At 50.1% G+C, this 23,188-nt stretch carries 23 protein-coding genes; 18 read left to right on the plus strand and 5 right to left on the minus strand.

Annotated features, from left to right (window positions below; translation table 11 throughout):
• Positions 1–283: 283 nt before the first annotated feature.
• On the minus strand, positions 284–733 hold the full coding sequence (locus M1L66_RS03490) for a cysteine hydrolase family protein (protein WP_434690905.1): 450 nt from the start codon (positions 731–733) through the stop codon (positions 284–286).
• Positions 730–1,575 carry a hypothetical protein gene (locus M1L66_RS03495; protein ID WP_434690908.1) on the minus strand — a complete coding sequence of 282 codons (846 nt, stop codon included), beginning with the start codon at positions 1,573–1,575 and terminating at the stop codon, positions 730–732. Before M1L66_RS03495 ends, M1L66_RS03490 begins: the two co-directional genes overlap by 4 nt.
• 215 nt (positions 1,576–1,790) lie before the next feature.
• On the opposite strand from M1L66_RS03495, the gene spoIIID reads away from it, so the two are divergent.
• On the plus strand, positions 1,791–2,069 hold the full coding sequence (gene spoIIID / locus M1L66_RS03500; RefSeq protein ID WP_187022603.1) for a sporulation transcriptional regulator SpoIIID: 279 nt from the start codon (positions 1,791–1,793) through the stop codon (positions 2,067–2,069).
• Positions 2,070–2,073: 4 nt separating this feature from the next.
• On the opposite strand, the gene M1L66_RS03505 is transcribed toward spoIIID, so the two are convergent.
• On the minus strand, positions 2,074–2,529 hold the full coding sequence (locus tag M1L66_RS03505) for a type II toxin-antitoxin system PemK/MazF family toxin (RefSeq protein WP_434690915.1): 456 nt from the start codon (positions 2,527–2,529) through the stop codon (positions 2,074–2,076).
• Positions 2,530–2,803: 274 nt separating this feature from the next.
• Here M1L66_RS03505 and M1L66_RS03510 point away from each other — a divergent pair, with 274 nt between their 5' ends.
• The 4 genes from M1L66_RS03510 to M1L66_RS03525 all read left to right on the plus strand — a co-directional run bounded on the left by M1L66_RS03510 (position 2,804) and on the right by M1L66_RS03525 (position 6,792).
• Positions 2,804–3,208 (plus strand): protease complex subunit PrcB family protein, encoded by a 405-nt coding sequence (locus M1L66_RS03510; RefSeq protein ID WP_086022245.1) that lies wholly within the window; start codon positions 2,804–2,806, stop codon positions 3,206–3,208.
• 257 nt (positions 3,209–3,465) lie between these two features.
• Positions 3,466–4,128, plus strand: a complete 663-nt coding sequence (cysE, locus tag M1L66_RS03515; RefSeq protein ID WP_029467499.1) for a serine O-acetyltransferase — start codon at positions 3,466–3,468, stop codon at positions 4,126–4,128.
• A 101-nt stretch (positions 4,129–4,229) separates the two neighbouring features.
• Positions 4,230–5,111, plus strand: a complete 882-nt coding sequence (locus M1L66_RS03520; RefSeq protein ID WP_434690919.1) for a tRNA 2-thiocytidine biosynthesis TtcA family protein — start codon at positions 4,230–4,232, stop codon at positions 5,109–5,111.
• Positions 5,112–5,181: 70 nt separating this feature from the next.
• Positions 5,182–6,792 (plus strand): DUF3794 and LysM peptidoglycan-binding domain-containing protein, encoded by a 1,611-nt coding sequence (locus tag M1L66_RS03525; protein WP_187022600.1) that lies wholly within the window; start codon positions 5,182–5,184, stop codon positions 6,790–6,792.
• A gap of 32 nt (positions 6,793–6,824) precedes the next feature.
• Here the strand turns inward: M1L66_RS03525 and M1L66_RS03530 are convergent, their stop codons facing one another.
• A complete protein-coding gene (locus M1L66_RS03530; RefSeq protein WP_434690922.1) occupies positions 6,825–7,004 on the minus strand; it encodes a hypothetical protein in 180 nt (59 codons plus the stop codon).
• Between the two features lie 435 nt (positions 7,005–7,439).
• On the opposite strand from M1L66_RS03530, the gene M1L66_RS03535 reads away from it, so the two are divergent.
• Complete coding sequence (locus tag M1L66_RS03535) at positions 7,440–7,688, plus strand: GIY-YIG nuclease family protein (protein WP_187022598.1); 249 nt, start codon at positions 7,440–7,442, stop codon at positions 7,686–7,688.
• 232 nt (positions 7,689–7,920) lie between these two features.
• Here the strand turns inward: M1L66_RS03535 and trhA are convergent, their stop codons facing one another.
• On the minus strand, positions 7,921–8,568 hold the full coding sequence (gene trhA / locus M1L66_RS03540; RefSeq protein WP_187022597.1) for a PAQR family membrane homeostasis protein TrhA: 648 nt from the start codon (positions 8,566–8,568) through the stop codon (positions 7,921–7,923).
• A 217-nt stretch (positions 8,569–8,785) separates the two neighbouring features.
• On the opposite strand from trhA, the gene M1L66_RS03545 reads away from it, so the two are divergent.
• The 12 genes from M1L66_RS03545 (at position 8,786) to M1L66_RS03600 (ending at position 23,180) form a co-directional block, all read left to right on the plus strand.
• The gene (locus M1L66_RS03545; RefSeq protein ID WP_434690926.1) at positions 8,786–9,520 is read left to right on the plus strand and encodes a nitroreductase family protein; all 735 of its coding nucleotides are present in this window, start codon (positions 8,786–8,788) and stop codon (positions 9,518–9,520) included.
• A gap of 11 nt (positions 9,521–9,531) precedes the next feature.
• Entirely contained in the window at positions 9,532–10,227 is a 696-nt protein-coding gene (locus M1L66_RS03550; RefSeq protein WP_187022595.1) for an RluA family pseudouridine synthase, read from the plus strand.
• A gap of 70 nt (positions 10,228–10,297) precedes the next feature.
• Positions 10,298–11,875, plus strand: coding sequence for an AbgT family transporter (locus M1L66_RS03555; protein WP_434690930.1), 1,578 nt, complete (start codon positions 10,298–10,300; stop codon positions 11,873–11,875).
• A 227-nt stretch (positions 11,876–12,102) separates the two neighbouring features.
• Complete coding sequence (locus tag M1L66_RS03560) at positions 12,103–13,158, plus strand: LacI family DNA-binding transcriptional regulator (protein ID WP_187022593.1); 1,056 nt, start codon at positions 12,103–12,105, stop codon at positions 13,156–13,158.
• 54 nt (positions 13,159–13,212) lie between these two features.
• The gene (locus tag M1L66_RS03565; RefSeq protein ID WP_434690933.1) at positions 13,213–14,277 is read left to right on the plus strand and encodes a zinc-dependent alcohol dehydrogenase; all 1,065 of its coding nucleotides are present in this window, start codon (positions 13,213–13,215) and stop codon (positions 14,275–14,277) included.
• Positions 14,274–15,068, plus strand: a complete 795-nt coding sequence (locus tag M1L66_RS03570; RefSeq protein WP_243270296.1) for a sugar phosphate isomerase/epimerase family protein — start codon at positions 14,274–14,276, stop codon at positions 15,066–15,068. The genes M1L66_RS03565 and M1L66_RS03570 overlap by 4 nt, the downstream gene beginning before the upstream one ends.
• Positions 15,069–15,112: 44 nt before the next feature.
• Positions 15,113–16,165, plus strand: a complete 1,053-nt coding sequence (locus M1L66_RS03575) for a Gfo/Idh/MocA family protein (RefSeq protein ID WP_187022591.1) — start codon at positions 15,113–15,115, stop codon at positions 16,163–16,165.
• A complete protein-coding gene (locus M1L66_RS03580; RefSeq protein ID WP_434690937.1) occupies positions 16,162–18,384 on the plus strand; it encodes a glycosyl hydrolase family 65 protein in 2,223 nt (740 codons plus the stop codon). The genes M1L66_RS03575 and M1L66_RS03580 overlap by 4 nt, the downstream gene beginning before the upstream one ends.
• Positions 18,366–19,439: a CdaR family transcriptional regulator gene (locus tag M1L66_RS03585; RefSeq protein WP_187022589.1), complete on the plus strand. Its 1,074-nt coding sequence runs from the start codon at positions 18,366–18,368 to the stop codon at positions 19,437–19,439. Before M1L66_RS03580 ends, M1L66_RS03585 begins: the two co-directional genes overlap by 19 nt.
• Before the next feature lie 118 nt (positions 19,440–19,557).
• Positions 19,558–20,910, plus strand: a complete 1,353-nt coding sequence (locus tag M1L66_RS03590) for an ABC transporter substrate-binding protein (RefSeq protein WP_243270295.1) — start codon at positions 19,558–19,560, stop codon at positions 20,908–20,910.
• A 279-nt stretch (positions 20,911–21,189) separates the two neighbouring features.
• Positions 21,190–22,140, plus strand: a complete 951-nt coding sequence (locus M1L66_RS03595) for a carbohydrate ABC transporter permease (RefSeq protein ID WP_187022587.1) — start codon at positions 21,190–21,192, stop codon at positions 22,138–22,140.
• Positions 22,137–23,180 carry a carbohydrate ABC transporter permease gene (locus M1L66_RS03600; protein WP_434690942.1) on the plus strand — a complete coding sequence of 348 codons (1,044 nt, stop codon included), beginning with the start codon at positions 22,137–22,139 and terminating at the stop codon, positions 23,178–23,180. The genes M1L66_RS03595 and M1L66_RS03600 overlap by 4 nt, the downstream gene beginning before the upstream one ends.
• Positions 23,181–23,188 lie beyond the last annotated feature (8 nt).

The following is a 23,188-nucleotide window of genomic DNA, read 5'->3' on the forward strand; positions in this document are numbered from 1 at the left end:
CATTGTATTACAGAAAGGATTCCTGTAAATTGAGAATATGGTTACAAACGGAGCCGCTTCGAAGCTGGTAAATATATAATGTAACTGTGAGACATTTCGGAAGGGGACAGTCGGGGCCGTTCCAGGAATCTATCTATTTCACTTTTCCGGTTGTTTGTTCTAAAATAATAATCTGCGGGAGAGTAGACGCGCAGGGCAGTCCGCGGGGAACCCTGCGTTTTTCTCGTTTCCCAGAGTAAGGGAGGTGGAATATGGATTTGTAATGCGGCAGAGATCTGTTTCATTAGAGAATGGCAATCCCATATTCTTCCAGCTTCTTTTTTCTTTCTTCAAACTTTTCCATATTTCGTACGCCGATGAATTCGCAGGGGAGAGTTACGTGAAAGCCTGATTTACAGGCATCTACGGCACTGGAGGCCACACAGCAGCAGCCATCTATTCCAATGATTTCAATTTCTGTAACAGAGTGCTGATGAAGCAGCTCCAGCAGACCCGGATCAGAAAATACGCTTGCTTTTTCTTTTAAGATAAGGTGTGGAGAGCATACGGTAAGGCCGTCGGCAAAATCGTAGGCCGTGCTTCCGCTTCTCAATTTCCTGACATTTTTGATGTAGACAACCAGCTCCCCGTTTTCCGCGGCAAACTGTATCCGGCGGTTGATGTTTGATACCAGGCCGTCTTCATATTTTTCTATGTATCCTTTCTGGACATCGATAATAAACAGTGCCTTCATCGTTTTCCGCCCTTTTCTTTTCCCTGGTTATCCGGCGAATCGTTGAAAATGCGCAGCAAATCCGCCGTATCATAGTGTTTGCTTTCGATATCAAAGCAGCATCCTGCCGGCAGAAGCTTCATTATTTCGCCTTCCAGCGCGATTCTGCGTTTAAAATGGCTGACCATGCCTTCAAAGTCCTGAATCTGATGCGCTGCTCCATAGGGGGAACGGTTTAAATAATCGATCATCATGAGATACCAGACTTCTTCGCCTTCCGGATTGACCCGCTCTTCTTTGATGGTCTGGATGCACTGCCTGATGTCCGGCGAAACGAGACGAATCAGCTTAAACGCGGATAAATCCAGCAGTGCCGCCAGCTCTACGTAAAAATCTACAATCTGCTGATCGCTGAACATTGCATACAGCATGAGTTCCTCGATGATATTCTGAAAAAACGAACATTCAAATACATTGCCGTTTGAGTGGAAAGCCCGGAATCTCCGCAGGATGATTTCCCGGAATTCGGATGGATCCTTTCTCCCGCCGTAGACCTCAAATTTCTCCATGTATTCGTAAAAGTGGTAATTGCCGGTTTTTATTTTCGTATAGGGAACGATGTATTGAACCCCTTCTTTTATGGTGTTCCGTTCTACCTCGCCGCGCATATCCGCCAGATCGAGGAGGGACTGCCGGTATGCATCTTCGCTCATATAAGCGCACCAGGCCAGCTCGACAGGGGAGATGTCGCCCTCACGATATACGCGGTAGTCTGTAAAGTGCCGGGACAGGGTGTCTAACAGAGTCGATTTGCCGCTGCCTGGAATTCCCTCGATAAAAATGTTGTATGGTTTAGTCATCATGCTGCCTTCTATCCAAACGCGTAAACGTGTGCAGTAAGTTTTCATTTATAAAGAAGTGTCTCTGTTACAGTCTAACTGTAAGTGGGTGGAATGTCAAATACAGTGTGGGGAAAACGCTGTTTGGATGCTTAATTCTGAATTAAGAAAGATGGCATGGCATATTCAATATTCCCCCCGCATAAGATTGTAAAAACGTCCTAAGCAGGGGGATTTTCTTGAAGGAATATATTGAAGAGCGTGCAGTTGCCATAGCCAACTACATCATAGACTATCATGCTACGGTAAGGCAGACGGCGAAGAAATTTGGTATCTCCAAATCTACGGTACATAAGGATGTAACAGACCGTTTAGAGCACATCAATCCTTCCCTGGCAGCCCGGGCTAGAGTGATTCTCGACATCAACAAATCCGAGCGTCACATCCGGGGAGGCCTGGCTACGAAAGAGAAATACCAGCACAGGCTGGCCATGTGCAGCAAAGATTCAGACCAATAAGCTATCATGACTGCATGGAATACATGCGGGAGGGGACCGTTGTCCGGACCGTCACAGGAGTACGGTCCCGGACAGCGGTCTCTCTTTTTAGCCCGAAGCTGGTGAGAAGGGCGGTGTCCGCCAGTTCCATCTGTCCGGGTGAGAGCTGTCCTATGTACTCTTTTAAGCGGCAGCGGTCGATGGTTCTTACCTGTTCGAGAAGGATTGTGGAATCGCATTTTAAACCGCTTTCCTCTCTGGTTACCGGCACGTGAGTGGGAAGCTTGGCTTTGGTTGTCCTGCTGGTAATGGCCGCGACGATCACGGTGGGGCTGTGACGGTTTCCTGTGTTATTCTGTACGATCAGTACGGGGCGCAGTCCGCCCTGCTCCGAACCAATTACCGGTGATAAGTCGGCATAGTATAAGTCGCCGCGCAGCACAGGTTTTTCTTTATATTTATCTGATAAATGATTCATCATGGTCTCCTCCTGTTAATACATCTATGTCAATAATTTGTGGAAACGGTCCTGGCCCTTGGCGGTTGTCCGTCTCCTGTCGTTCTGTTTATGAGTATTTCCATTGGTCCGGAAGATAAACAGGTATTTCGATGAAAATTTTAGAAAAGACGGAAGGAATTACCTTTTGCAGACGGATTTTGGAAAATCTGCATATTCCCCGGCATGGACGAATAAGATAGTAATAATCAACATAAACGGGGAGAGTGCTATGAAGAGTTTATTGAACAGAAAATGGATGCTGTTCATGTGCCTTTGCATGTGGGTTCTGGTTGTACGGACACTGAGCGGGTGCAGCATGAGCAAGGATGACGGAAACAAAGTACGGGACCTGGAATTTTCCGTGACAGCGGAAGCAGATATTCCACAGGAGCTAAAGCAGATTATTGCCGAAAAGCAGAAGACGCCGTTCAAGCTGACCTACAGCGACGACCAGAACTTATACATAGTGGTTGGATACGGAAAACAGGACACCGGCGGCTACAGCATCACTGTGAATGAGCTGTATCTGACGGAGAACTCCATCGTACTGGATACGGATCTGCTGGGACCGGAAAAAGGTGAAAGCGGGGGGACGGAACCCTCATTCCCCTTCATTGTTATCAAGACGGAGCTTTCCGAGCTGCCGGTGGTGTTCCAGTAGCCAGGCAGGAGGAAATGCGGCATGTCTGAGAAGAGAGGCGCCAAACAGTCAAATGACTGTTTGACGCCTTTTTACTATCTTTAAAAGTATAGAATTGCAGGAGAAAATGTTTGCAATACTTGATGTTGACTGGGAAGAGGAACTTTAAATTTCTGGAAATTGTCCTTTTTTCTTTCCACATCATATGATATACTATGGTATACTGTTTCACTAGGAATTAAATGGAAGGTAAATGGAAAGAAAAGGGGACGGATCGTATGATATTAAAGGATATATGGCTTGATGTAAAAGCTGTTCAGGAACGTGACCCGGCGGCGAGGAACGCCTTAGAGGTGCTTCTTCTTTATCAGGGCGTTCATGCGCTGATCTGGCACCGGTTTGCACACTGGTTTTATAAGCATAAGATGTTTTTTGCCGCCAGGCTGATTTCACAGATCGCCCGGTTTTTCACACTGATAGAGATTCATCCCGGGGCGCAGCTGGGCCACGGGATATTAATTGACCATGGCTGCGGCGTGGTGATCGGCGAGACAACGGTAGTCGGAGATAATTGTACGATATACCAGGGCGTTACGTTAGGCGGCGTCGGCTTAAACAAGGGGAAACGCCACCCGACCCTGGGAAGCAACGTGACTGTAGGGGCAGGAGCCAAGATATTAGGGTCCTTCGAGGTGGGGGATAACTGTACCATTGCGGCAAACGCCGTATTGTTAAAGCCGCTTCAGGATAACGTGACGGCAGTTGGCGTCCCGGCCCGGGCTGTCAAGATCGACGGCGTGCCGATTCCCAAAAAGGAAAAGAATCTTGTGACCATGGATCACTACTGCAAGATGGAAGAGCGGATCCGGCAGATGGAGGAGACAATCGCGTCCCTTCAGGAAGAACTGGCGAGTGTCAGGGAAAAAGAGAACGCAGAATAGAGAAAAGCGAAAAAGCAGAAAAGCGAAAAAGCAGAAAAGCGAAAAAGCAGAAAAGCAGAAAAGCAGAAAATCAGAAAAGCAGACAGGAGCAGGCCGATCAGATGAAGGAACCAAAGACACGCTGCCAGCAGATCGAACGCAGCATTATCAAGAATTACCGCAAGGAAATATGGCGCCCCTTTGTGGATGCGCTGAATGAATATAAGATGATCGAGGAGGGAGACAACATTGCTGTCTGTATTTCCGGCGGCAAGGACTCCATGCTGCTGGCAAAGTGCATGCAGGAGATTCTCCGCCATGGAAAGATGAAATTCGGGCTTCATTTTCTGGTGATGGATCCGGGATACCATCCGGCGAACCGGCAGCTGATCGAGGAAAATGCAGCCCTGATGGAGATTCCCATCGAGATATTCGATTCCGACATCTTCGACGTGGTGGTAGATGTGGATGAATCCCCCTGCTACCTCTGTGCGCGTATGCGGCGCGGATTCCTCTACGCCCATGCGAAGGAGCTGGGATGCAATAAGATCGCGCTGGGGCATCATTTTGACGATGTGATCGAGACGGTGCTTATGAGCATGCTGTACGGCGGGCAGGTCAACACCATGATGCCGAAGCTCCACAGCACGAATTTTGAAGGGATGGAGCTTCTGAGACCGCTGTATTTTGTGAAGGAGCGGGCAATTATCGACTGGAAGGAAGAGAACGGCCTGCATTTTCTGCAGTGTGCCTGCCGGTTCACGGAGGCCATCGCAAAGGAACGGGCCATGAGAGCCGAAAGTGCCGTGTCAGACGGGATGGCCGGCGGCGATATCGTTCACTCCTCGAAGCGTCAGGAGATGAAGGAACTGATTGAGGAATTCCGAAAGATCAATCCCAACATCGAAAACAACATTTTCAAGAGCGTAACCAACGTCAACTTAGACGCCTGCATCGGATATGTGAAGAATGGGGAGCGCCATCATTTTCTGGATGAATATTAACGTAATATTGGAACATGCACCTGCATAAACTTTCTTAAAGGAATATAGAAGGTAAGGCAGGTGCTTTTTTATGTTGGAGCTGGTGAAGAAAAACATACATATGAACCGTTGGAAAGGAAACGCCACGTCACAGATAACCCTCGACGATGATTTTATCGTTCCGGATACTATGGACGATGTGGATCAGGTCATTCTCGATTCCGGTGAAATCGTCATCGAATCCGTGAAAAACCAGGGAGAACGGGTCCTGGTGCGCGGGAAAATGGATTTTAATGTCCTATACAGGAAGTCAGAGGGAGGACTGCAGGCTCTGGGCGGTTCCATTTCCTTTGAGGAACCCATCAATGTGCCGGGGTTGGAAGAGAAGGACTATGTCCAGCTGGGCTGGGATCTGGAAGATTTAAATGCCGGCATGATTAATTCCAGAAAGCTAAGCATTAAGGCTATCGTCACGCTGGAAGTAAAGGTGGAGACTCTCTATGACGTGGAGGCTGCCGTAGAATTGGACACCGGTATGTCTGGCGCAGGAGCGCCGGCCATGATGGGAGGCGTCAGCGATTTAAATGGAACGCCTCAGGTAGAGGTTCTGCGCCGCAATGTGGATGTGGCTGCGATCGCGGTGCGCCGCAAGGATACATACCGGATCAAGGAGAATTTACAGCTGTCCGGAAATAAACCGAACATCGATCACATTCTGTGGAGTGAGATGAAGCTCCGCGGTATTACCACCAGGCCGTTAGACGGCAAAATGGTGCTGGATGGGGAGCTGATGGTCTTCGTCATTTACCAGGGAGAAGGGGAAGACGCGCCGGTTCAGTGGCTGGAAGAGAGTATTCCATTTACCGGAGAGCTGGATCTATCCGAGGCTTCCGAGGAGATGGTGCCCTCTGTGTCGGTTCATCTGATTCACCGGGAAATTGAAGCGAAGCCCGATTATGACGGGGAAATGCGGGAACTCGACGTGGATGCCGTCCTGGAGCTGGATATGAAGCTCTATCGGGAAGAGAGCATGGAACTGTTAAGCGATCTCTACTCCACGAACCGGGAGCTGTCTCTTGAGACGGGAGACGCATGCTTTGACAAGGTGCTCACCAAGAATATGAGCAAATGTAAGATTGCTGAGAAGCTAAACATGGATCACGCGGACCGTATCCTTCAGATCTGCCACAGCGAGGGCGTGGTGAAGATTGACGAGACGGAGGTCAAGGAGGATGGACTTCACGTGGAGGGCGTGCTGGAGGTAAGTCTGCTCTATCTGACTGCGGACGACAGCCAGCCGATTCAGTCCTCTGTGGAGGTGATTCCGTTCCATTATCTAATCGAGGCGCCGGGGATCAACGAGAAGACCATCTGCCAGCTGGTTCCGGGACTGGAGCAGATGAGCGCCGTGATGATGGGCGGCGGCACGGTGGAGGTGAAGGCCACGATCGCGCTGGATTTGCTGGCCCTTCAGCCGGTATGCGAGCAGGTGATCAAAAATGTATCGGAAGCCCCGATGGACTTAAAAAAACTGCAGCAGATGCCGGGAATTGTGGGCTATATCGTCCAGCCCGGAGATTCTTTGTGGAAAATTGCAAAAAAATTCCATACAACGGTGGAAACTATCATGACGACCAATGGGCTGACCGACAGTCTGATCAAGCCGGGAGACCGTCTGCTGCTGGTGAAGGAAATGTCATAGAACAATGGAACGTTTATGAGCGTGGGGCGCTGTTAATCCTTTTCGGAGGACTTTGCAGCGCCTTTTTTCCTGCGCGGATTTTTCTCGCAGAAGGGCGGGAACTTCTTCTCTTTTTCGTGATGCTCTCTGCAGGCGCCGCAGTCGCCGTGGCGGGAGCATTTTACCCATTTACAGGGACAGGAGGCGCCTCTTTCATCATTTTTATTGTCCATGGCAGAAAAACGGCCGCTTTGTCGAAAGCATGCCAAAACGAAGCTTCGTGACTGGTTACAGGATTAATATGCGCAGGCTGGGCGGAGACATTCACGATGTAAACAGATAATTTGCTGCAGTGGACGACAGGGCTGTGAACTGCGACGATAATTCCAGTGGATTTGGAAATTTAGTGTTCACACATCCGCCCCTTCTGTTATATAATATATTATAGCTATGCAGTACCCCAGACGGCGCCATAACGCATCCAGCTGGTGCTTGAAATAGATGACAGGGGAACATTCCTGGGCGGTAGTGACGTGATTGCAAGACGTGATTACCGTTTACATAACATGGATCAGGGCGGCAGGTGCAGGACGTCGTCCGAGCGGTTAGATGCGGCAAAGGTTTGAGTGATCGGGAATGTGAAATTTCAGAAACAGGAGCAACGGAAGATGAATTATACATATTTGTTGAAATGTGCAGACGATACACTGTACTGCGGCTGGACAAACCAGCTGGACAAGCGCTTAAAGGCGCATAACGAGGGGAAGGGCGCCAAGTACACCAAGGCGCGCAGACCGGTGTCACTGGCGTATTATGAGATTTTTGAGACGAAAGAGGAGGCCATGAAGCGTGAGGCCGCCATCAAGAAGCTATCCAGGAAGGACAAGCTGAAGCTGGTGGCTGACAGTCCGCTGTAATACTGGTACTGCACTGTGTGATGAAGGGTAAACCGGCAGAGGTATCTGGACAAATAAAAACCGCAGTTCTTCGCATTATTGGAAAAGAACTGCGGTTTTTATGTAATAGGAAGGTGCCCCTATTACATAAAAAGCCTTCCGGGCAGGAGGCGCACTTCGCGCCAAGGGAATATGGCTGCTGAAGCAACCGCGCTCCGGCGCGAGAGTACAGCGAGCCGGATTCATTGCTCTCTTATGCTACAAACTGATACATCATAATGTAGTGGCAGAGACTGCCGCCCATGACGAATAAGTGGAAAATCTCATGAGAGCCGAAATACTTATGCCTCGAGTTGAAGATCGGCAGTTTCAGCGCATAGATGATACCGCCCACCGTGTAGATGATACCGCCGGCCAGAAGCCAGCCAAATGCAGCCCGCGGAAGAGCATTGATGATCTTTGTAAATGCCAGGACGCATATCCAGCCCATGGCGATGTAGAGTACAGAGGAGAACCATTTGGGACAATAGATCCAGCAGGCCTTAATGACAATACCGGCTATCGCGATTCCCCATACCAGTGCCAGAAGTCCCCAGCCTGTTTGGTCACCCAGAACGATTAAGCAGATCGGAGTATATGTTCCGGCTATCAGTATAAAAATCATCATATGGTCAATTTTCTTCAGAATTCTGTTCACGTTTGGAGAAATATCCAGTGTGTGATAGATGGTGCTCGCCGCGTAAAGCAGGATCATACTGATGATAAATATGGACAGGGCAGCGAGGTGGAGCCTGTCGTCGGCAGACGCTTTTAAGAGAAGCGGTGCGGCGGCAAACAGTGCCATGAGCATGCCGATAAAATGTGTGATTGCGCTTCCGGGGTCCTTGATTTTAAATTTCATAATGTCTCCTCCTTGCCAATTGATGAAAATTATATGACATAGTTTTGAAAACTACTTGTTCTCTTTTTATATACTATACAACTTGTGAGAGAAAAATGCAATGGATTTGCAAAAATTTTTAAGAAAATAAAGTACAAGAAAAAATAAGATTATACTGAAATAATTTAAAAAACAGTGTAATATACTTATATACTTTATGCAGGGAGGAAATTACAATATGAATCAGACTATACAGGAATTATATGAGCGAAAATCCGTTCGTGCCTACGAGGAACGGCCCATCGAACCGGATAAGAAGGAGATGGTAATTCAGGCGGCGATCCAGGCTCCAAGCGCAGGCAATATGACACTTTACTCTATTATAGATGTGACGGACCAGAAGCTCAAAGACACGCTGGCGGTTACCTGTGACAACCAGCCATTTATTGCCAAAGCACCGATGGTGCTGGTATTCTGTGCCGATTACCGGAAATGGTACGACCTGTTTTTGCAGCATGAGGAGGAAGTCAGAAAGCCAGGCATGGGAGACTTTATGCTGGCCTCCTGCGACGCGCTGATCGCCGCCCAGAACGCGGTGGTGGCGGCATCTGCCCTGGGAATTGGATCCTGTTATATTGGAGATATTTTGGAGCGGTACGAGACGCACAGGGAGCTGCTTCATCTGCCGAAGTATGTGGTGCCTGCCGCCATGGTAGTGTTCGGCTACCCTACAAAGCAGCAGCAGGAACGCGAGAAACCGGTTCGTCTGCCGGAAGCGGCGGTGGTATCTGAGAATACATACCGCCAGATGAACGCAGCGGAGTATGCATCGGTTTTGTCTGACCGCCAGGGAAAGACAGAAGAAGAATTTGACCGCTGGCTGCGTGCATTCTGCAAGCGGAAATGGAATTCGGATTTCAGCGCGGAGATGAGCCGGTCCGTGGAAGTGATGATGAAGGCGTGGGCTGAGTAGGGAAGGAAAACATGAATATACTATATGAGGATGACCAGATCATTGTTGTGGAAAAGCCGGTGGGAATTGAGTCGCAGTCCAACCGGACCTTTGAGCCGGACATGGTCAGTGAAGTGAAGAAACATATCAACAGTTTGTCCCCAAAAAAGGGGGAACCATATGTGGGAGTTATCCACAGGCTGGATAAGCCGGTTGGTGGTATACTTGTTTTTGGAAAAACAAAAGAAGCTGCGGGGGCTTTAAGTAAGCAGGTTTCTGGGCATCAGATGGAGAAAAAGTATCTGGCTGTTATTTGTGGAAAACCTGTGGATAACTTTGGGACGTACGTGGATTATTTGTGGAAAGACGGGAAAAATAATATTTCTAAAATTGTGGATAAGGGGATAACCGATGCGAAGAGGGCGGAATTAAGCTACCTTGTCCTGGAGGAGCTGGAGGGAGAGGATGGCCCGCTCTGTCTCGTGGAAATCGATTTGAAGACAGGACGCCACCATCAGATCCGCGTTCAGTTTTCCGGACATGGAACTCCGCTTTTGGGTGATTTGAAATACAATCCGGCCGGACCGAAGGTGGCCGGCCAGAGAAACGTGGCTCTCTGCGCCTGGAAGCTTGCTTTTACTCATCCGGGGAATAAAAAGAAGATGGAGTTTACGGTAAAGCCGCAGGGGACGATATTTAATAAGTTTAAAACAATCACAAAAAAGTAAAGTAAAACGCATACATAACTATACCTCATTCTGGTAAAAATAGAAAAGACCGAGGAGGTGCTTATTCTATATGAAACAGAATGAAGGGAAAAAGGAAAGAAAATCACTGGTTTTCCGTTTCCTCAATACCGTAGAGCAAGTGGGCAACCGGCTGCCTCATCCGATTACTATGTTCGCAGCGCTTGCCCTTTTTATCGTCTTATTATCGGGAATTCTGGCTGCGGCGGGGATTTCGGCGGAAGGCGACGTGATAGACAGTACGACAATGGAAGTGACGACGCAGACTGTGTCGGTGGTCAGCCTGATGGACCGCGACGGTCTCGTATATATGCTGACTCATATGGTAACCAATTTTACGGAGTTTGCTCCGCTGGGCGTGGTTCTGGTGACTATGCTGGGCGTGGGCTGCGCAGAGGGCAGCGGATACTTGTCGGCGCTGCTGAAGAAGACGGTGTCGGTGACGCCTGCGAAGCTGGTTACGCCCATGTTAGTATTTCTCGGTGTCATGTCTAATGTGGCTTCGGACGTAGGGTATGTGGTGCTGATTCCATTGGGCGCAATGGTGTTTCTGGCATGCGGCCGCCATCCGATCGCCGGAATCGCCGCGGCGTTTGCCGGTGTGTCCGGCGGCTTCTCTGCCAATTTGCTGATCGGAACGCTGGATCCCATGCTGGCAGGTATCAGCTCCGAGGCGGCGCAGCTGGTCTCCCCCGGCTACGTTGTGGAGCCGTCCGCAAACTGGTATTTTATGATCGTGTCCACCTTTTTGATCGTGGCGCTGGGCAGCTGGGTGACGGACCGGATCGTGGAACCGCGTCTGGCTGGAAGCATAAAACAGACTTACGGGGAAGGAAGCGAAGGCGGCGCGGCCGTGTCTCTGACCAGTCGGGAGAGAAAGGCGCTCCGCCTCGCCAATATAAGCTTTCTTGTACTGGCCGCGGCGATCGCTCTGCTGGCATGGCCGCAGAATTCTTTTTTCAGGAACCCGGAGACGAAAAGTCTGATTTCCTCTTCTCCGTTTATGACGGGCCTGATCGTGCTGATCGCCCTGCTGTTCTTCGTGCCTTCCGTGGTTTACGGCCGTGTTTCCGGCGCGTATAAAAGCGAGAAGGATGTCTGCGCCCAGCTGGGAAGCAATATGGAGGCCATGGGCGGTTATATTGCGCTGTCATTTGCGGCGGCTCAGTTTATCAGTTACTTTAATTATACGAAGCTGGGGACGATCCTGGCGCTGAAGGGGGCAGATGTTCTGGGACATATCGGGGCGGGAGGGCCGGTTCTGATGGTGCTTTTTATTCTGCTGGCAGCGGTCATCAATCTGTTCATGGGGTCCGCCTCCGCCAAATGGACGATTCTGGCGCCGGTTTTCGTACCCATGTTTATGCTGCTGGGCTACTCGCCGGAGCTGGTCCAGGTGGCGTACCGCATTGGGGATTCTGCTACCAACCTGATTACGCCGCTGATGGCCTACTTTGCCATGGTGGTGGTCTTTGCTAAGAAGTATGATGAGAATTCCGGGATCGGGACGCTGGTATCCACCATGCTTCCATACTGCATCTGTTTCCTGATCGGCTGGTCGCTGCTGCTCATCCTGTGGATGGGGGCCGGACTGCCTCTGGGACCGGGAGCAGGCCTGATGATTTCATAGGAAAATAAGAGAGAGCCGGACCTCGGCGCGCTGAAAGAAAAGCGCCGGGGTCCGGTTTCTTTTTCAAAGACCGCCGCCCCTTTGTGCATCTGCACAATCGCTGAATGAGAATTCAAATAAATGCATAAAGAACGCCTCAGCAAATTGACAAAGAAAATGGTTTGTTTTAAAATGACAACGTAGGACAAAATGAAACAGAACATAGGACAAAATAAAACGGAGAGAGGGTGGTTGAGATTCAAAAAGCAAATATGATGCAGATAGCCGAGCACTGCGGCGTGTCTTTGAAGACGGTATCCAGGGTATTAAATCATCCCGAGCAGGTGAGTCCGAAGACAAGAGATGCGGTGCGGAAATCAATGGAGCAGTGCGGCTTCCAGGTAAACCTTCTGGCCAAAGGTTTAAAACAGAACAGAACCAATATTATCATTGTTTTTCTGGACAAGCACAACGGCGATTATATGAACTTATGGAGAAGCGAGATGCTTAAGTATCTGTTCCGCTATGCCAGCGGTATCGGTTTAAAGATCATTGTGTCTCCATCCGACAGCCACGGTTTTCTGGAAGATGAGACGGATGGATTTTACCTGCTTTCCAGTGGTATCGCTGATGGCGCCATACTGCTGGAACATATGGCAAAAGATCAGAGAATCGAGTATTTGAAACGGACCGGAACTCCGTACGTAGTCCTCGGACAGCCGGAGGAACAGGATATACCGGCGGTCAGCCTTGACAACTTCGATGTGGGGTTAAAGGGAGGCGGATATTTAAAAGAGAAAGGCTTTAAAAAGATTTGTTACCTGACCAATGACGCGAATTTCTATTCTACGAAGCTGCGTGTCGGCGGCTTTTTAAAGGCAGTCCCGGAAGGCCGCGTCGTCTACGGCGTAAAAGACGCAAAGACCGCGTATGAAAGAACCAGGGAGCTGCTGCAGGAAGGGGCAGCAGACAGCATTTTCACAAATGGAGACAACCGGTTCCTGGGAATCTACAGGGCCGCAGCCGAGTGCGGATACAGAATCCCCCAGGATTTGGGAGTGTTGTCGGCAGACGATCTGGCCGTCAACGAGGAAGCATATCCGTCCCTGTCGTCTCTGGGTCAGGACTTTGAAGGTTTGGCGGAGAACTGCATCACCCTGCTCCAGTCCCTTCTTCAAAAGAAGCAGTGTCATGAGGCACTGATCCGCGAACAGATTTTTCTGCCCTCCACCATTAAGGAACGGGAATCGACCAGAATTACCGGCAGGGTCAGACCGGACAGCGCAGGGCAGACGGAGCCATGAATAGTAACAAGAAAATCAAAAAAGTATATATATAGAAGAGTTGGAGGAAGCATCATGAAGAAGCTTGTAGCTACGGCGCCGAGAGCAGCCGAATTAAAGGATTATGAGGACAGACCGATTCAGAGCAACGAAGTAAGAGTGAAGGTAGAGTTTGCCGCACCGAAGCATGGAACGGAGTTAGCCGATTTCAGAGGCACAACACCATTTATCGATGGAAAATTCGATAATGACTGGAAGGTATTTGTGGAGAGAGACGCAGATGAGCCGCGCGGAATTGAGTTCGGCGATCTTCCCATCGGCAATATGTTTGTCGGAACCATCATTGAGGCAGGCGCTGATGTTACGGAATATGCGGTAGGCGACAGAGTGTGTTCCTACGGACCGATCAGGGAGACAGAGATTGTCAATGCCGTGGACAACTATAAGCTGAGAAAGATGAGCAGGGAAGCTTCCGCGAAAAATGCCGTCTGCTACGATCCGGCACAGTTCGCATTGGGCGGAATCCGTGACGCCAATGTCCGCTCCGGTGACAATGTGGTCGTGATCGGACTGGGAGCCATCGGACAGCTGGCGGTACAGATGGCAAAGAAGTCAGGCGCCTCCATCGTGATTGCGGTGGACCCCATTGAAAAGAGAAGAGAGATTGCAGGAAAGTACGGCGCCGATTACTGCTTCGACCCGACTGCCTGTGACGTGGGATTAGAAATCAAACGCATTACCGGAAAGATGGGCGCGGATGCAATTCTGGAGACAAGCGGCAGCGTGCAGGCTCTTCAGTCCGCGTTAAAGGGGCTGGCATACGGCGGAACTATCGCCTATCTGGCATTTGCAAAGCCATTTCCGGCGGGGCTTTGGCTGGGACAGGAAGCTCATTACAATTACGGCAAGATCGTTTTCTCGAGAGCGTGCAGCGAACCGAATCCGGATTATCCGAGGTGGAACAGAAAGAGAATCGAGGATGTGGTCTGGGATATGCTGATGAGCGGATATTTAGACTGTTCTGAGATTATTGATCCGGTCGTGAAATTTGAGGATTCGGCAGAGGGAATCTGCACTTACATGGATAAGGAACAGGAAAAGAGTATAAAGATGGGCGTTACATTTGGAGGTGAAGAATGATGCTGCTTGGTACACAGGACAGGGATTTTTTTCCGCAGGACTTAACAGAAAAATTTAAATTTGTAAAATCAATCGGCTTTGAATGTTTCGAAATCGATGGAAAGGTGCTGATGGAAAAGCCGGACGAGATCAAACGGGCTGTCTGTGCTTCCGGCCTTCCGGTCTCCAGCGCCTGCGGCGGATACCGCGGTTGGATCGGCGATTTTATCGAGGAGAAGAGACTGAACGGCATTGCTGATTTGAAGGTGATCATCCGGAATTTAAAGGAAGTGGGAGGAACCGGCGTGGTGGTTCCTGCGGCCTGGGGCATGTTTACATACCGCCTTCCTCCGATGGTATCTCCGAGAAGCCGGGAAGGAGACAGAAAGGCAATTCTGGATTCTTTGAGCCAGCTTGAGGAGACGGCGAAGGAGTGCGGAATCTACATCTACTTAGAGCCGTTAAACCGGTATCAGGACCATATGTTAAATACGACGGAAGACGCAGTTTCCATCATCGACGAAGGAAAATTTGAGATGGTGAAGATTACGGGCGATTTCTATCATATGTCCATTGAGGAGGATGATATCTCCGAGACGCTGGAAAAATATAAGGATTATATTGGCCATATCCACATCGCGGAGAATCACAGATACCAGCCGGGTACGGGAAGCATTGATTTCAGACGCCATATGGAGACGTTAAAGAGGATTGGATACGACGGAGCGGTTGTGAATGAGGGAAGAATCCGCGGCGAAGATCCGCTGTCTGTCTATGTGGATTCCATTGCTTATATGAAGCAGTTTATGTAAATTATCTCATACATAATCAGCAATTGTCATACAGGGAGAAGGCCATGAGCAAACTTAAGGTAGCAGTTATCGGGTCCGGGCAAGTAGCCCGGACCTCCCATATCAATCATTATAAGAGCCTCCCGGACGTGGAGGTAAGCGCGGTCTGCGATGTGAATCCGGACGCGGCGAAAATGGCGGCCGATGAGTTTCAGATTCAATCCTGGTACACGGACGCCGGGACTATGCTTGAGGAGGTCCGTCCGGACGCGGTCAGCGTCTGTGTGCCGAACAAGTTTCACTGTGATATGACGTGTCTCTGTCTGGAACACGGCTGTCACGTCCTGTGTGAGAAGCCGCCGGCGATCACGGAGGAAGAAGCGGAGAAAATGCGGGATACCGCAAGGCGGTGCGGAAAGATCTTAACGTTTGGGTTTCATTTCCGCCATGCGGAAAAGATCGCCTTTCTGAAGCGAAAGATCGAAGCCGGTGAGATGGGAACTCTGTACGCTGGTGATGTGACCTGGCTCCGCCGAAGAGGGATTCCGGGATGGGGCAATTTCACAAACCCGGAGTTGCAGGGAGGCGGTCCGCTGATCGATATCGGCGCTCACATGCTGGATCTGGCCGCCTGTCTGCTGGACTACCCGGAAGTATCCTATGTCTGCGCCTCCTCCTCGGACCTGATCGGAAAACAGGGCGGAACGGGCTTCATGGGAAGCTGGGATGGCGCCAGATTCGGCGTGGAGGACGGCCTGTTCGGATTCATTCGATTTTCCAATGGCGGTTCCTTACATATAAGAACCTCATTTGCGGTCAATATCGCCGATAAGGAAGAGAGAAATGTCCGCCTGTACGGCAGCAAACGGGGAATCAGTGTGTTTCCCTTAGAAATCTACGGCGATGAGGACGGGCAGTCTGTGAACGCGGTCTATCCCTTTGATGAGACGAAGGACTGGCATTACGACTGCATCAGAAACTTTGTGGAGAGCTGCATGGGCCGGGCGGATATTCTTGTTACGCCGGATCAGGCCGTCTATGTGCAGAAGCTGATTACCGGTTTATACCGATCCGCAGGAACGGGAAGACCGGTCATATATGGGAATGGATATCTATGATCTATTACAAAATAGAGGAGAAGGAAAAGGGATTCCGTTTTTATGAGCCGGAACGGAATCCGGATTATAACAGAAAGACAGAAGCCGTTTTCGCACAGTGCAACGGCTTTCTGGGTATCCGGGCGTCTTTCGAGACGAAGCAGCTCGATGAGTCGAGGGGAACCTTTATCGGCGGTCTGTACCATAAGGCCGGTGTTCATGAGGTGACGGAGCTGGTAAACTGCCCCGATGTTACCGAATTCAGAATCCGTATTAATGGGGAGAACCTGCGGCTGGATTCCAGCTGTCTGACGGATTACGACCGCTCTCTGTATACAAGATACGGAGAGCTGGAGAGCCGGATCGAATGCGAAATGAAGGCGTCCGGTGGTGTCACGCTTACCTCCAGGAGATTCGCATCTGTGGACGATCGACAGCTGTTTTGCCATCAGCTGTCGGTCTCCTGTGAAAAAGGCGGTATTCTGGAGCTTTCCACCGGAATCAACGGGCAGATTACAAACAGCGGAGTGTCCCATTTCGACCATTTGGAGGCCAGAGTATTTGAAAAAAAACGGATGTTCCTGGAATGCGGATGCGACGATGGGCAGATACTATCTGTTATGACGGTATGCAGCACAGGCGAAAGCCGTGAGACGGCGGCCTTTCATCTGGAACGGAGAGGAATCTGTCAGGACTTCAAAAAGGAGCTTCGGCCGGGAGAGGTGTGGACAATCTGTAAGTATACGCTGTTTTATGTGGAAAACGGCGAAGAAGCTGCCGGAAAGACGGCTGGTCAGACCGTGACGGAGATGACGGACGTCCTGGAAGAAGCGCAGGAGGCTGGCTGGGGCGGGCTGAACCGCCGCCACAGAGAGGCATTTGACCGATTCTGGGATATGGCGGCAATTGAGATCACCGGGGCTTCGAAGGAAGAGCGGGCCGCCGTGGAATTCGCAGAGTATCATCTGGCGGGTATGGTTCCCTGGGACGGCTGTTCCTGCAGTGCGGCTGCAAAGGGACTGACCGGGGAAGGCTATAAGGGCCATGTCTTCTGGGATACGGAGATATTCATCATGCCATTTTTTATTTATATGTTTCCGGAGACAGCGAGGAATCTGCTGCTTTACCGGTACCATGGCCTTGCAGGAGCGCGGAAGAAGGCAGAAGAGTACGGATACTCCGGAGCCATGTATCCATGGGAGGCAGCGTCCTCCGGTGAGGAGGAAACGCCTCTTTACGCGGCAATCGATATCCATTCGGGAAAGGCCGCGAAGGTATGGTCGGGAATCAAGGAGCACCACGTTACCGCGGATATTATTCATGGGCTGATCTCTTACTATCAGGCGACCGGCGACCGGGAATTCATGGAGCAGTACGGATGCCGGATGATTCTGGAGACCGCTGTGTTCTGGCACAGCAGAGCCGTCTGGAACGAGGAAAAGGGCCGTCTCGAGATTCGTGATGTGATTGGACCGGATGAGTACACGGAGCATGTGGACAATAACGCATATACCAATTACATGGCTTACGAAAATGTAAAAGCGGCGGGAGATGTCCTGGCCTCCTGGAAAAACCCTCTGGCGGATTCTTACCGGGAAGAGGGATGGAGCGAGCGGTTTGACCATTTTCTCCGCTGCCTCTATCTGCCGGAGCCGAATGGTGTGAAGATCATTCCGCAGGATGATACCTTCCTCAGTAAAAAGAAGCTGCCGGACATTGAGAAATACAGGAATGCGGATGTGCGCCAGCTGATCTTGAAGGACTACAGCCGCAGCCAGGTAGTCGACATGCAGGTACTGAAACAGGCGGATGTGGTCATGCTGCTGGAGCTTCTGCCAGGCCGGTTTGACGCAGAAACCGTTAAGAAAAACGTGGAGTTTTACGAGGCACTGAACACTCACGATTCCTCCTTGAGCCTCTGTGCACACGCTGAGGCAGAGGCCGTGATTGGGGAAATGGACATGGCGATGAAATTTTTCCGTCAGGCGATGGAGATTGATCTCTGCGAGGGATATAAGGATTCTGCGGAAGGAATTCACGCCGCATCGCTGGGCGGGATCCTTAACTGCATCCTGAGGGGATTTGCAGGGATGAAAACGGATGGCGGAACGTATCGGTTTACTCCGCATCTGCCGGACCACTGGCAGTCCATGCGTTTTTCCTTTATGGATCATGGGAAGAAGAAAACGGCCGTGGTAACCAGAGAGGGGATGGAGATCACATGTACGAAAATTATCTGAACACAGAGAATGCGCAAAAGATTGCAGACGGGATTATGAAAATCATCCCCTGCAATATCAACATTACGGACACGGCCGGAGAGATCCTTGCAAGCGGTGACAAAAGCACGCTGGGAACGCTTCACAAGGGAGCGCTGACCGCGCTGAAGCGGAAGGAAGCCTATGTGATATACGAGAGCACTCCCACGGAACAGAAGGGAGTCAGCCTTCCGATTATCTATAACAACAGCATATTAGGCGTGATTGCGATTGGCGGGGACGTGGAAGAAGTGATGCCCATCGGGCAGATTTGTTTATCCATCGCGGTTCTGACCATTGAAAACCGTCTGTTGAGCGATATGTCCTCCATTAAGGAAAGCCGTCTGAAGGATTTTCTGTACGAATGGATCGGCTTAAGCAAGGAACAGTACGATGACACATTTTACGACCAGGCGGCGTATTTAGGCATCGATATGAAGATTCCGAGAACCGCTGTCGTCATAACCAGCAGCAGAATCCGCTACAGCATCATTGAAACCATAAAAAGCCATCTGGCGGCGGGAGAGTACATCGTGCGTCAGGGTATGGAGGAGGTCCTGATTCTGTTCCGGTCGGATAAAAGGCTGGAATCGCGTCTGGAGAAAATACTGGATATCAGCAAAGACCTGGAGAATTGTTATATCGGTGAATCCGATGTCATTGCCAGCAGAACCACAAACTCCGTCATGCAGACGTTTCACATAGCCAGGGTGCTGAATATCCGCAAACGGATTCTATGCTACCATGAGGTTTCACTGGAATGTCTTCTTAATAATATAGAAGTGACCAGGGAGCTGGAAGAGATCCTGAAGCTTCTGGAGGAGCGGGATGTGGACGGCGTCCTGAAGGAGACGATAACCGCTTACGTGGAAGACAACGATAACTATGCCCAGATCTGTGATAAGCTTCATATACACCGCAACACGTTAAACTATCGTCTGGCAAAGATTGAAGAGCTGCTGAACCGGAACCCGAGAAGGGCGAAGGATCTGATGATGCTCTATATTGCCGTGATTAAAATGGGCGGGGAAAAGTAGAAACGGCAATTGTGCAAATGCACAAAAGCGTGGACCGGGTTTGGGCGCTGCCACATTGTAGTGGGAAGGTTGGAATGTTATAATGTTATCATCAACAAATGGTAAAGGAGAGGGAACAATGAAAAAAAACTTAACGAAGAAATTAGCGGCACTTGGTCTTGCAGTGATAACGACGGCGAGCATGGCGGGATGCTCATCGAAGCCGGCTGAGACAAAGGCTCCCGAGACAACGACCGCGGCAGCCGGAGCAGAGAGCACGGAGGCGCCGGAGACGGAAGCAGCCAAGAAGGAAGCCGGCGGCTCGAATGTCTTAAAGGTTACCTACAGCGGCACTCCGGAAATTCATGAGAAGCAGTATTTAATGGATACCTTCTTCAAGAACTTCGAAGAGGAGAATAACTGTACCGTAGAAGTGGATTTTGTAGCTCAGGCGGACGCGGTGAAGAAGATCCAGTCGGAGCAGGAAGGCAAGAATTACATAACCGATATTATCTACGCTGACACAGCAAACATGGCGCCATACGTAAACGGCGGATGGATGCAGGATATTACAGAGCTGGTAAACAGCACAGGATCGACCTATACTCAGATGTTTGACAACACAACAAATAAAGACGGTGTCCGTTACTTCGCTCCGTTTACCTTTGATGTATACGTAACGTGTGCCAATAAGAAGGCCCTGGATTACCTTCCGGACGGACTGACAGAAGAAGATGTTGTTTCCGGTATCACATGGGAACAGTACGCAGACTGGGCGGTTGCGATAGCAGCCGGTGAAGGCGAAGGAAAGACCATGATGCCTGCCAACTTAACAAGCTCCCAGCTGTTATACCCGATGGGCGGCATGAGCCTGGCTTATGGCGGAGGTTTCCCGGAATTTACTTCTGACGGATTCAAGGAGGCGCTGGGGATTATCGCTAAGATCGCGGCAGGCAATGGATTCTACGCGGAGCAGGATCAGTACACCGCACCGACAGATCCGTTAAACAGCGGCGACGTATGGCTGACATTTGCACATATGGCACCTGTTGGTACAAGCTACAACGCAGCTCCCAACAACTATGTAATAGGCGCGGCTCCTAAGGGAAGCAAGGGCGCAGGTTCCACATCAGGCGCATGGTGCTACGGCATCGCTCAGGGAGCTCCGAATCAGGAACTGGCAGAGAAATTTATCAATTACATCGCAGATCCGGAAGTAAACTATGAATTCTGTTCCAACTACGGCGGATCCTTAAGCCCGATCGAAGAGGTTGGCGACATTCTGGAATCCAGCGACGTAGTGATGAGAGCCGGTATTGAAATGTTAAAGACCACGATTGTAACCGGTGTACCGGCAGCAGAGTATTCTGACTGGAACGCGGTAAAACTGCTTTACGGTGATATTTTTAACGATGTATTAAAGAATAAAGCGGTTCCTGGAGATGATTACCTTGCAGAAGAGCAGAGTAAGCTGGAAGCATTGAAGAACTAATTAATTATGCAAAGGCCCAGTGCTGTATTGTATAAGTTTTGGTGAATAGAGCGGTTGATATCTGCGTCAGGTGTGCGCCTGCGAAGCGACGGCGCAGCGGATCCTGCGTCTAGCTTTGCAGGCGTGCTCCAGGCGTAGATAGCGGCCGCTCTATTTGCCGGAACTTATGCAGCACAGTGCTGAAAAGCTGCGGTGTGGTAATACGATCTTCACCGGGCGTTTCCAGGCCTTTCTATTATACAGACAGGATTATCCTGCCTAAAGGAATGGGGGATATATTTGAACGAGAACGATTCAAAACAGACGACAAAGAAAGCAATATTCAGTAAAAAAAGCATTCCCTATCTGCTTCTGCTCCCGGCATTCCTCTTTTATGCAGTATTCTGGCTGCTGCCGGTGCTGTCGGGGGTAAAAGAGGTTTTTACTGATTTTGACGGCAATTTCACACTTCTTGGCAACTTTAAGCTGATGGCCCAGTCCGACTTAATTGGCCCGGCAATTTTTAACACCGCAACATTTGCAGCAGTCTCGGTTGTGCTTCAATATTTTCTGGCGCTTCTCTTAGCCGTACTCCTTTCGAGAAAGTTCAAAAGCTCCAAGCTTTTGATGTTCATTTCCATGATCCCCATGGCCATTACCCCGACCGCAGTAGCGATACTCTGGAAGACGGGACTGGTCAGAGATGGCTGGATCAACACCGTTCTGATCGGATTACACTTAATCGACAAGCCCATCGTGTTCATGGGGGCGGAGGGACTGTCCGCAGTCTTCCTGATTATCCTCATCGACACCTGGACTGTAACCCCTTCCGTCATGATTATCTTAATCGCAGGACTTCAGGGGGTACAGAGGGAGTTAAAAGAGGCGGCATACCTTTTTGGAGCCAACAAATGGCAGACCTTTAAGGACATCGTGATCCCGATCTTAAAGCCTTCCATTACCACGTCGATCATCATGAGACTGATCGCGGCCATTCAGGTGTGGTCGATCGCGGTTATGGTATTGGGATACAGCAAGGTTCCGTTCCTGGTGGAGCGAATCGCGTTCTATGTCGAAGCCGTACCCGGTGTCAACACGAGCCAGAAGCTGGCATTTACGCTCTCCTTCTTAACGACTCTGATCGTACTGTGTGCGACGGTTGTGTACTTGAAGGTATCGAAGGGCGCGGGAGCCGGTTCCCACGAAAAAGGCGGGAAACGCCTGGATAAAGCGAAGGAGGCAGCAAAATGATGGACAAACTGAATATCGTACAGAAAACCGTTATGGCCCTTATACTGGCGACCATGGTCCTCCTTGTGGCGGTTCCGCTTCTCGCATTTACAACGGTTGCATTTTCCAACTCCGTCGAAATGACGGAATTCCCCAAACGGCTCATCCCGAAACGCACGGTCACCGTCAAGGTAGCGCCGACTTCGGAGGGGGAATTCGAGATTTTCTACGACAGCGGCGAGGGATATGAATCTATTATCACGACAAAGAGAGCATCCAAGCTGGAAGCACACTTTACCAGACAGTATGCGGTAACCGTGCCCGGCGAGGAGCTGGTCCAGGATTTTAAGCAGACTCTTACTAATGGCCCCATGGAGTTTACCTATAAGAAAGACTTATTCTATAATTTCAAGACATTTTTCAGTATCGTGCCAAACGCAGCCGGGGCGCTGAAAAACAGTATTATCGTTTCACTCTACACAATTCTGATTTCCCTGGGAATCGGCAGTCTGGCCGGGTTTGCCATGGCCAGGTTCCAGTTTAAGTTTAAGGAACAGATTAATGTATCGCTTTTAATCGTCCGCATGTTTCCGGTGGTGGGAATCAGTATTCCCATGGCAATGCTTTTGATTAAGTTCGGCCTCTTTGATACGAGAATCGGTCTGGCGCTTCTCTATTCCGTTCCCAATATCGCGCTGACGGCATGGATCACCAACAGTATCTTCATCGGAATCAACAAGGAGCTGGAAGAGGCGTCCATGATATTCGGGGCGGGCAGTGTGCAGACTTTTGCGAAGATTACTCTGCCGTTGGCCTTTCCGGCACTGGCGGCGAGCTCGATGTATTCGTTTTTAACAGCCTGGAATGATACCATTTCAGCCCTGATCCTGACCAATAAAAACCAGACGCTGTCCCTGGTTGTCTATAAGGCGATCGGAACCACCTCAAGCGGAATCCAGTACGCGGCGGCGGGAAGTATCGTGCTGATCCTTCCGGCACTGGTGTTTACATTCATTATCAGAAAATATATCGGTCAGATGTGGGGCGGAGTAGAACTATAGGAGGAAGC

The sequence above is a fragment of the Hungatella sp. SB206 genome (assembly GCF_051132295.1).
GTDB classification, from domain to species: Bacteria; Bacillota; Clostridia; order Lachnospirales; family Lachnospiraceae; genus Hungatella; species Hungatella effluvii.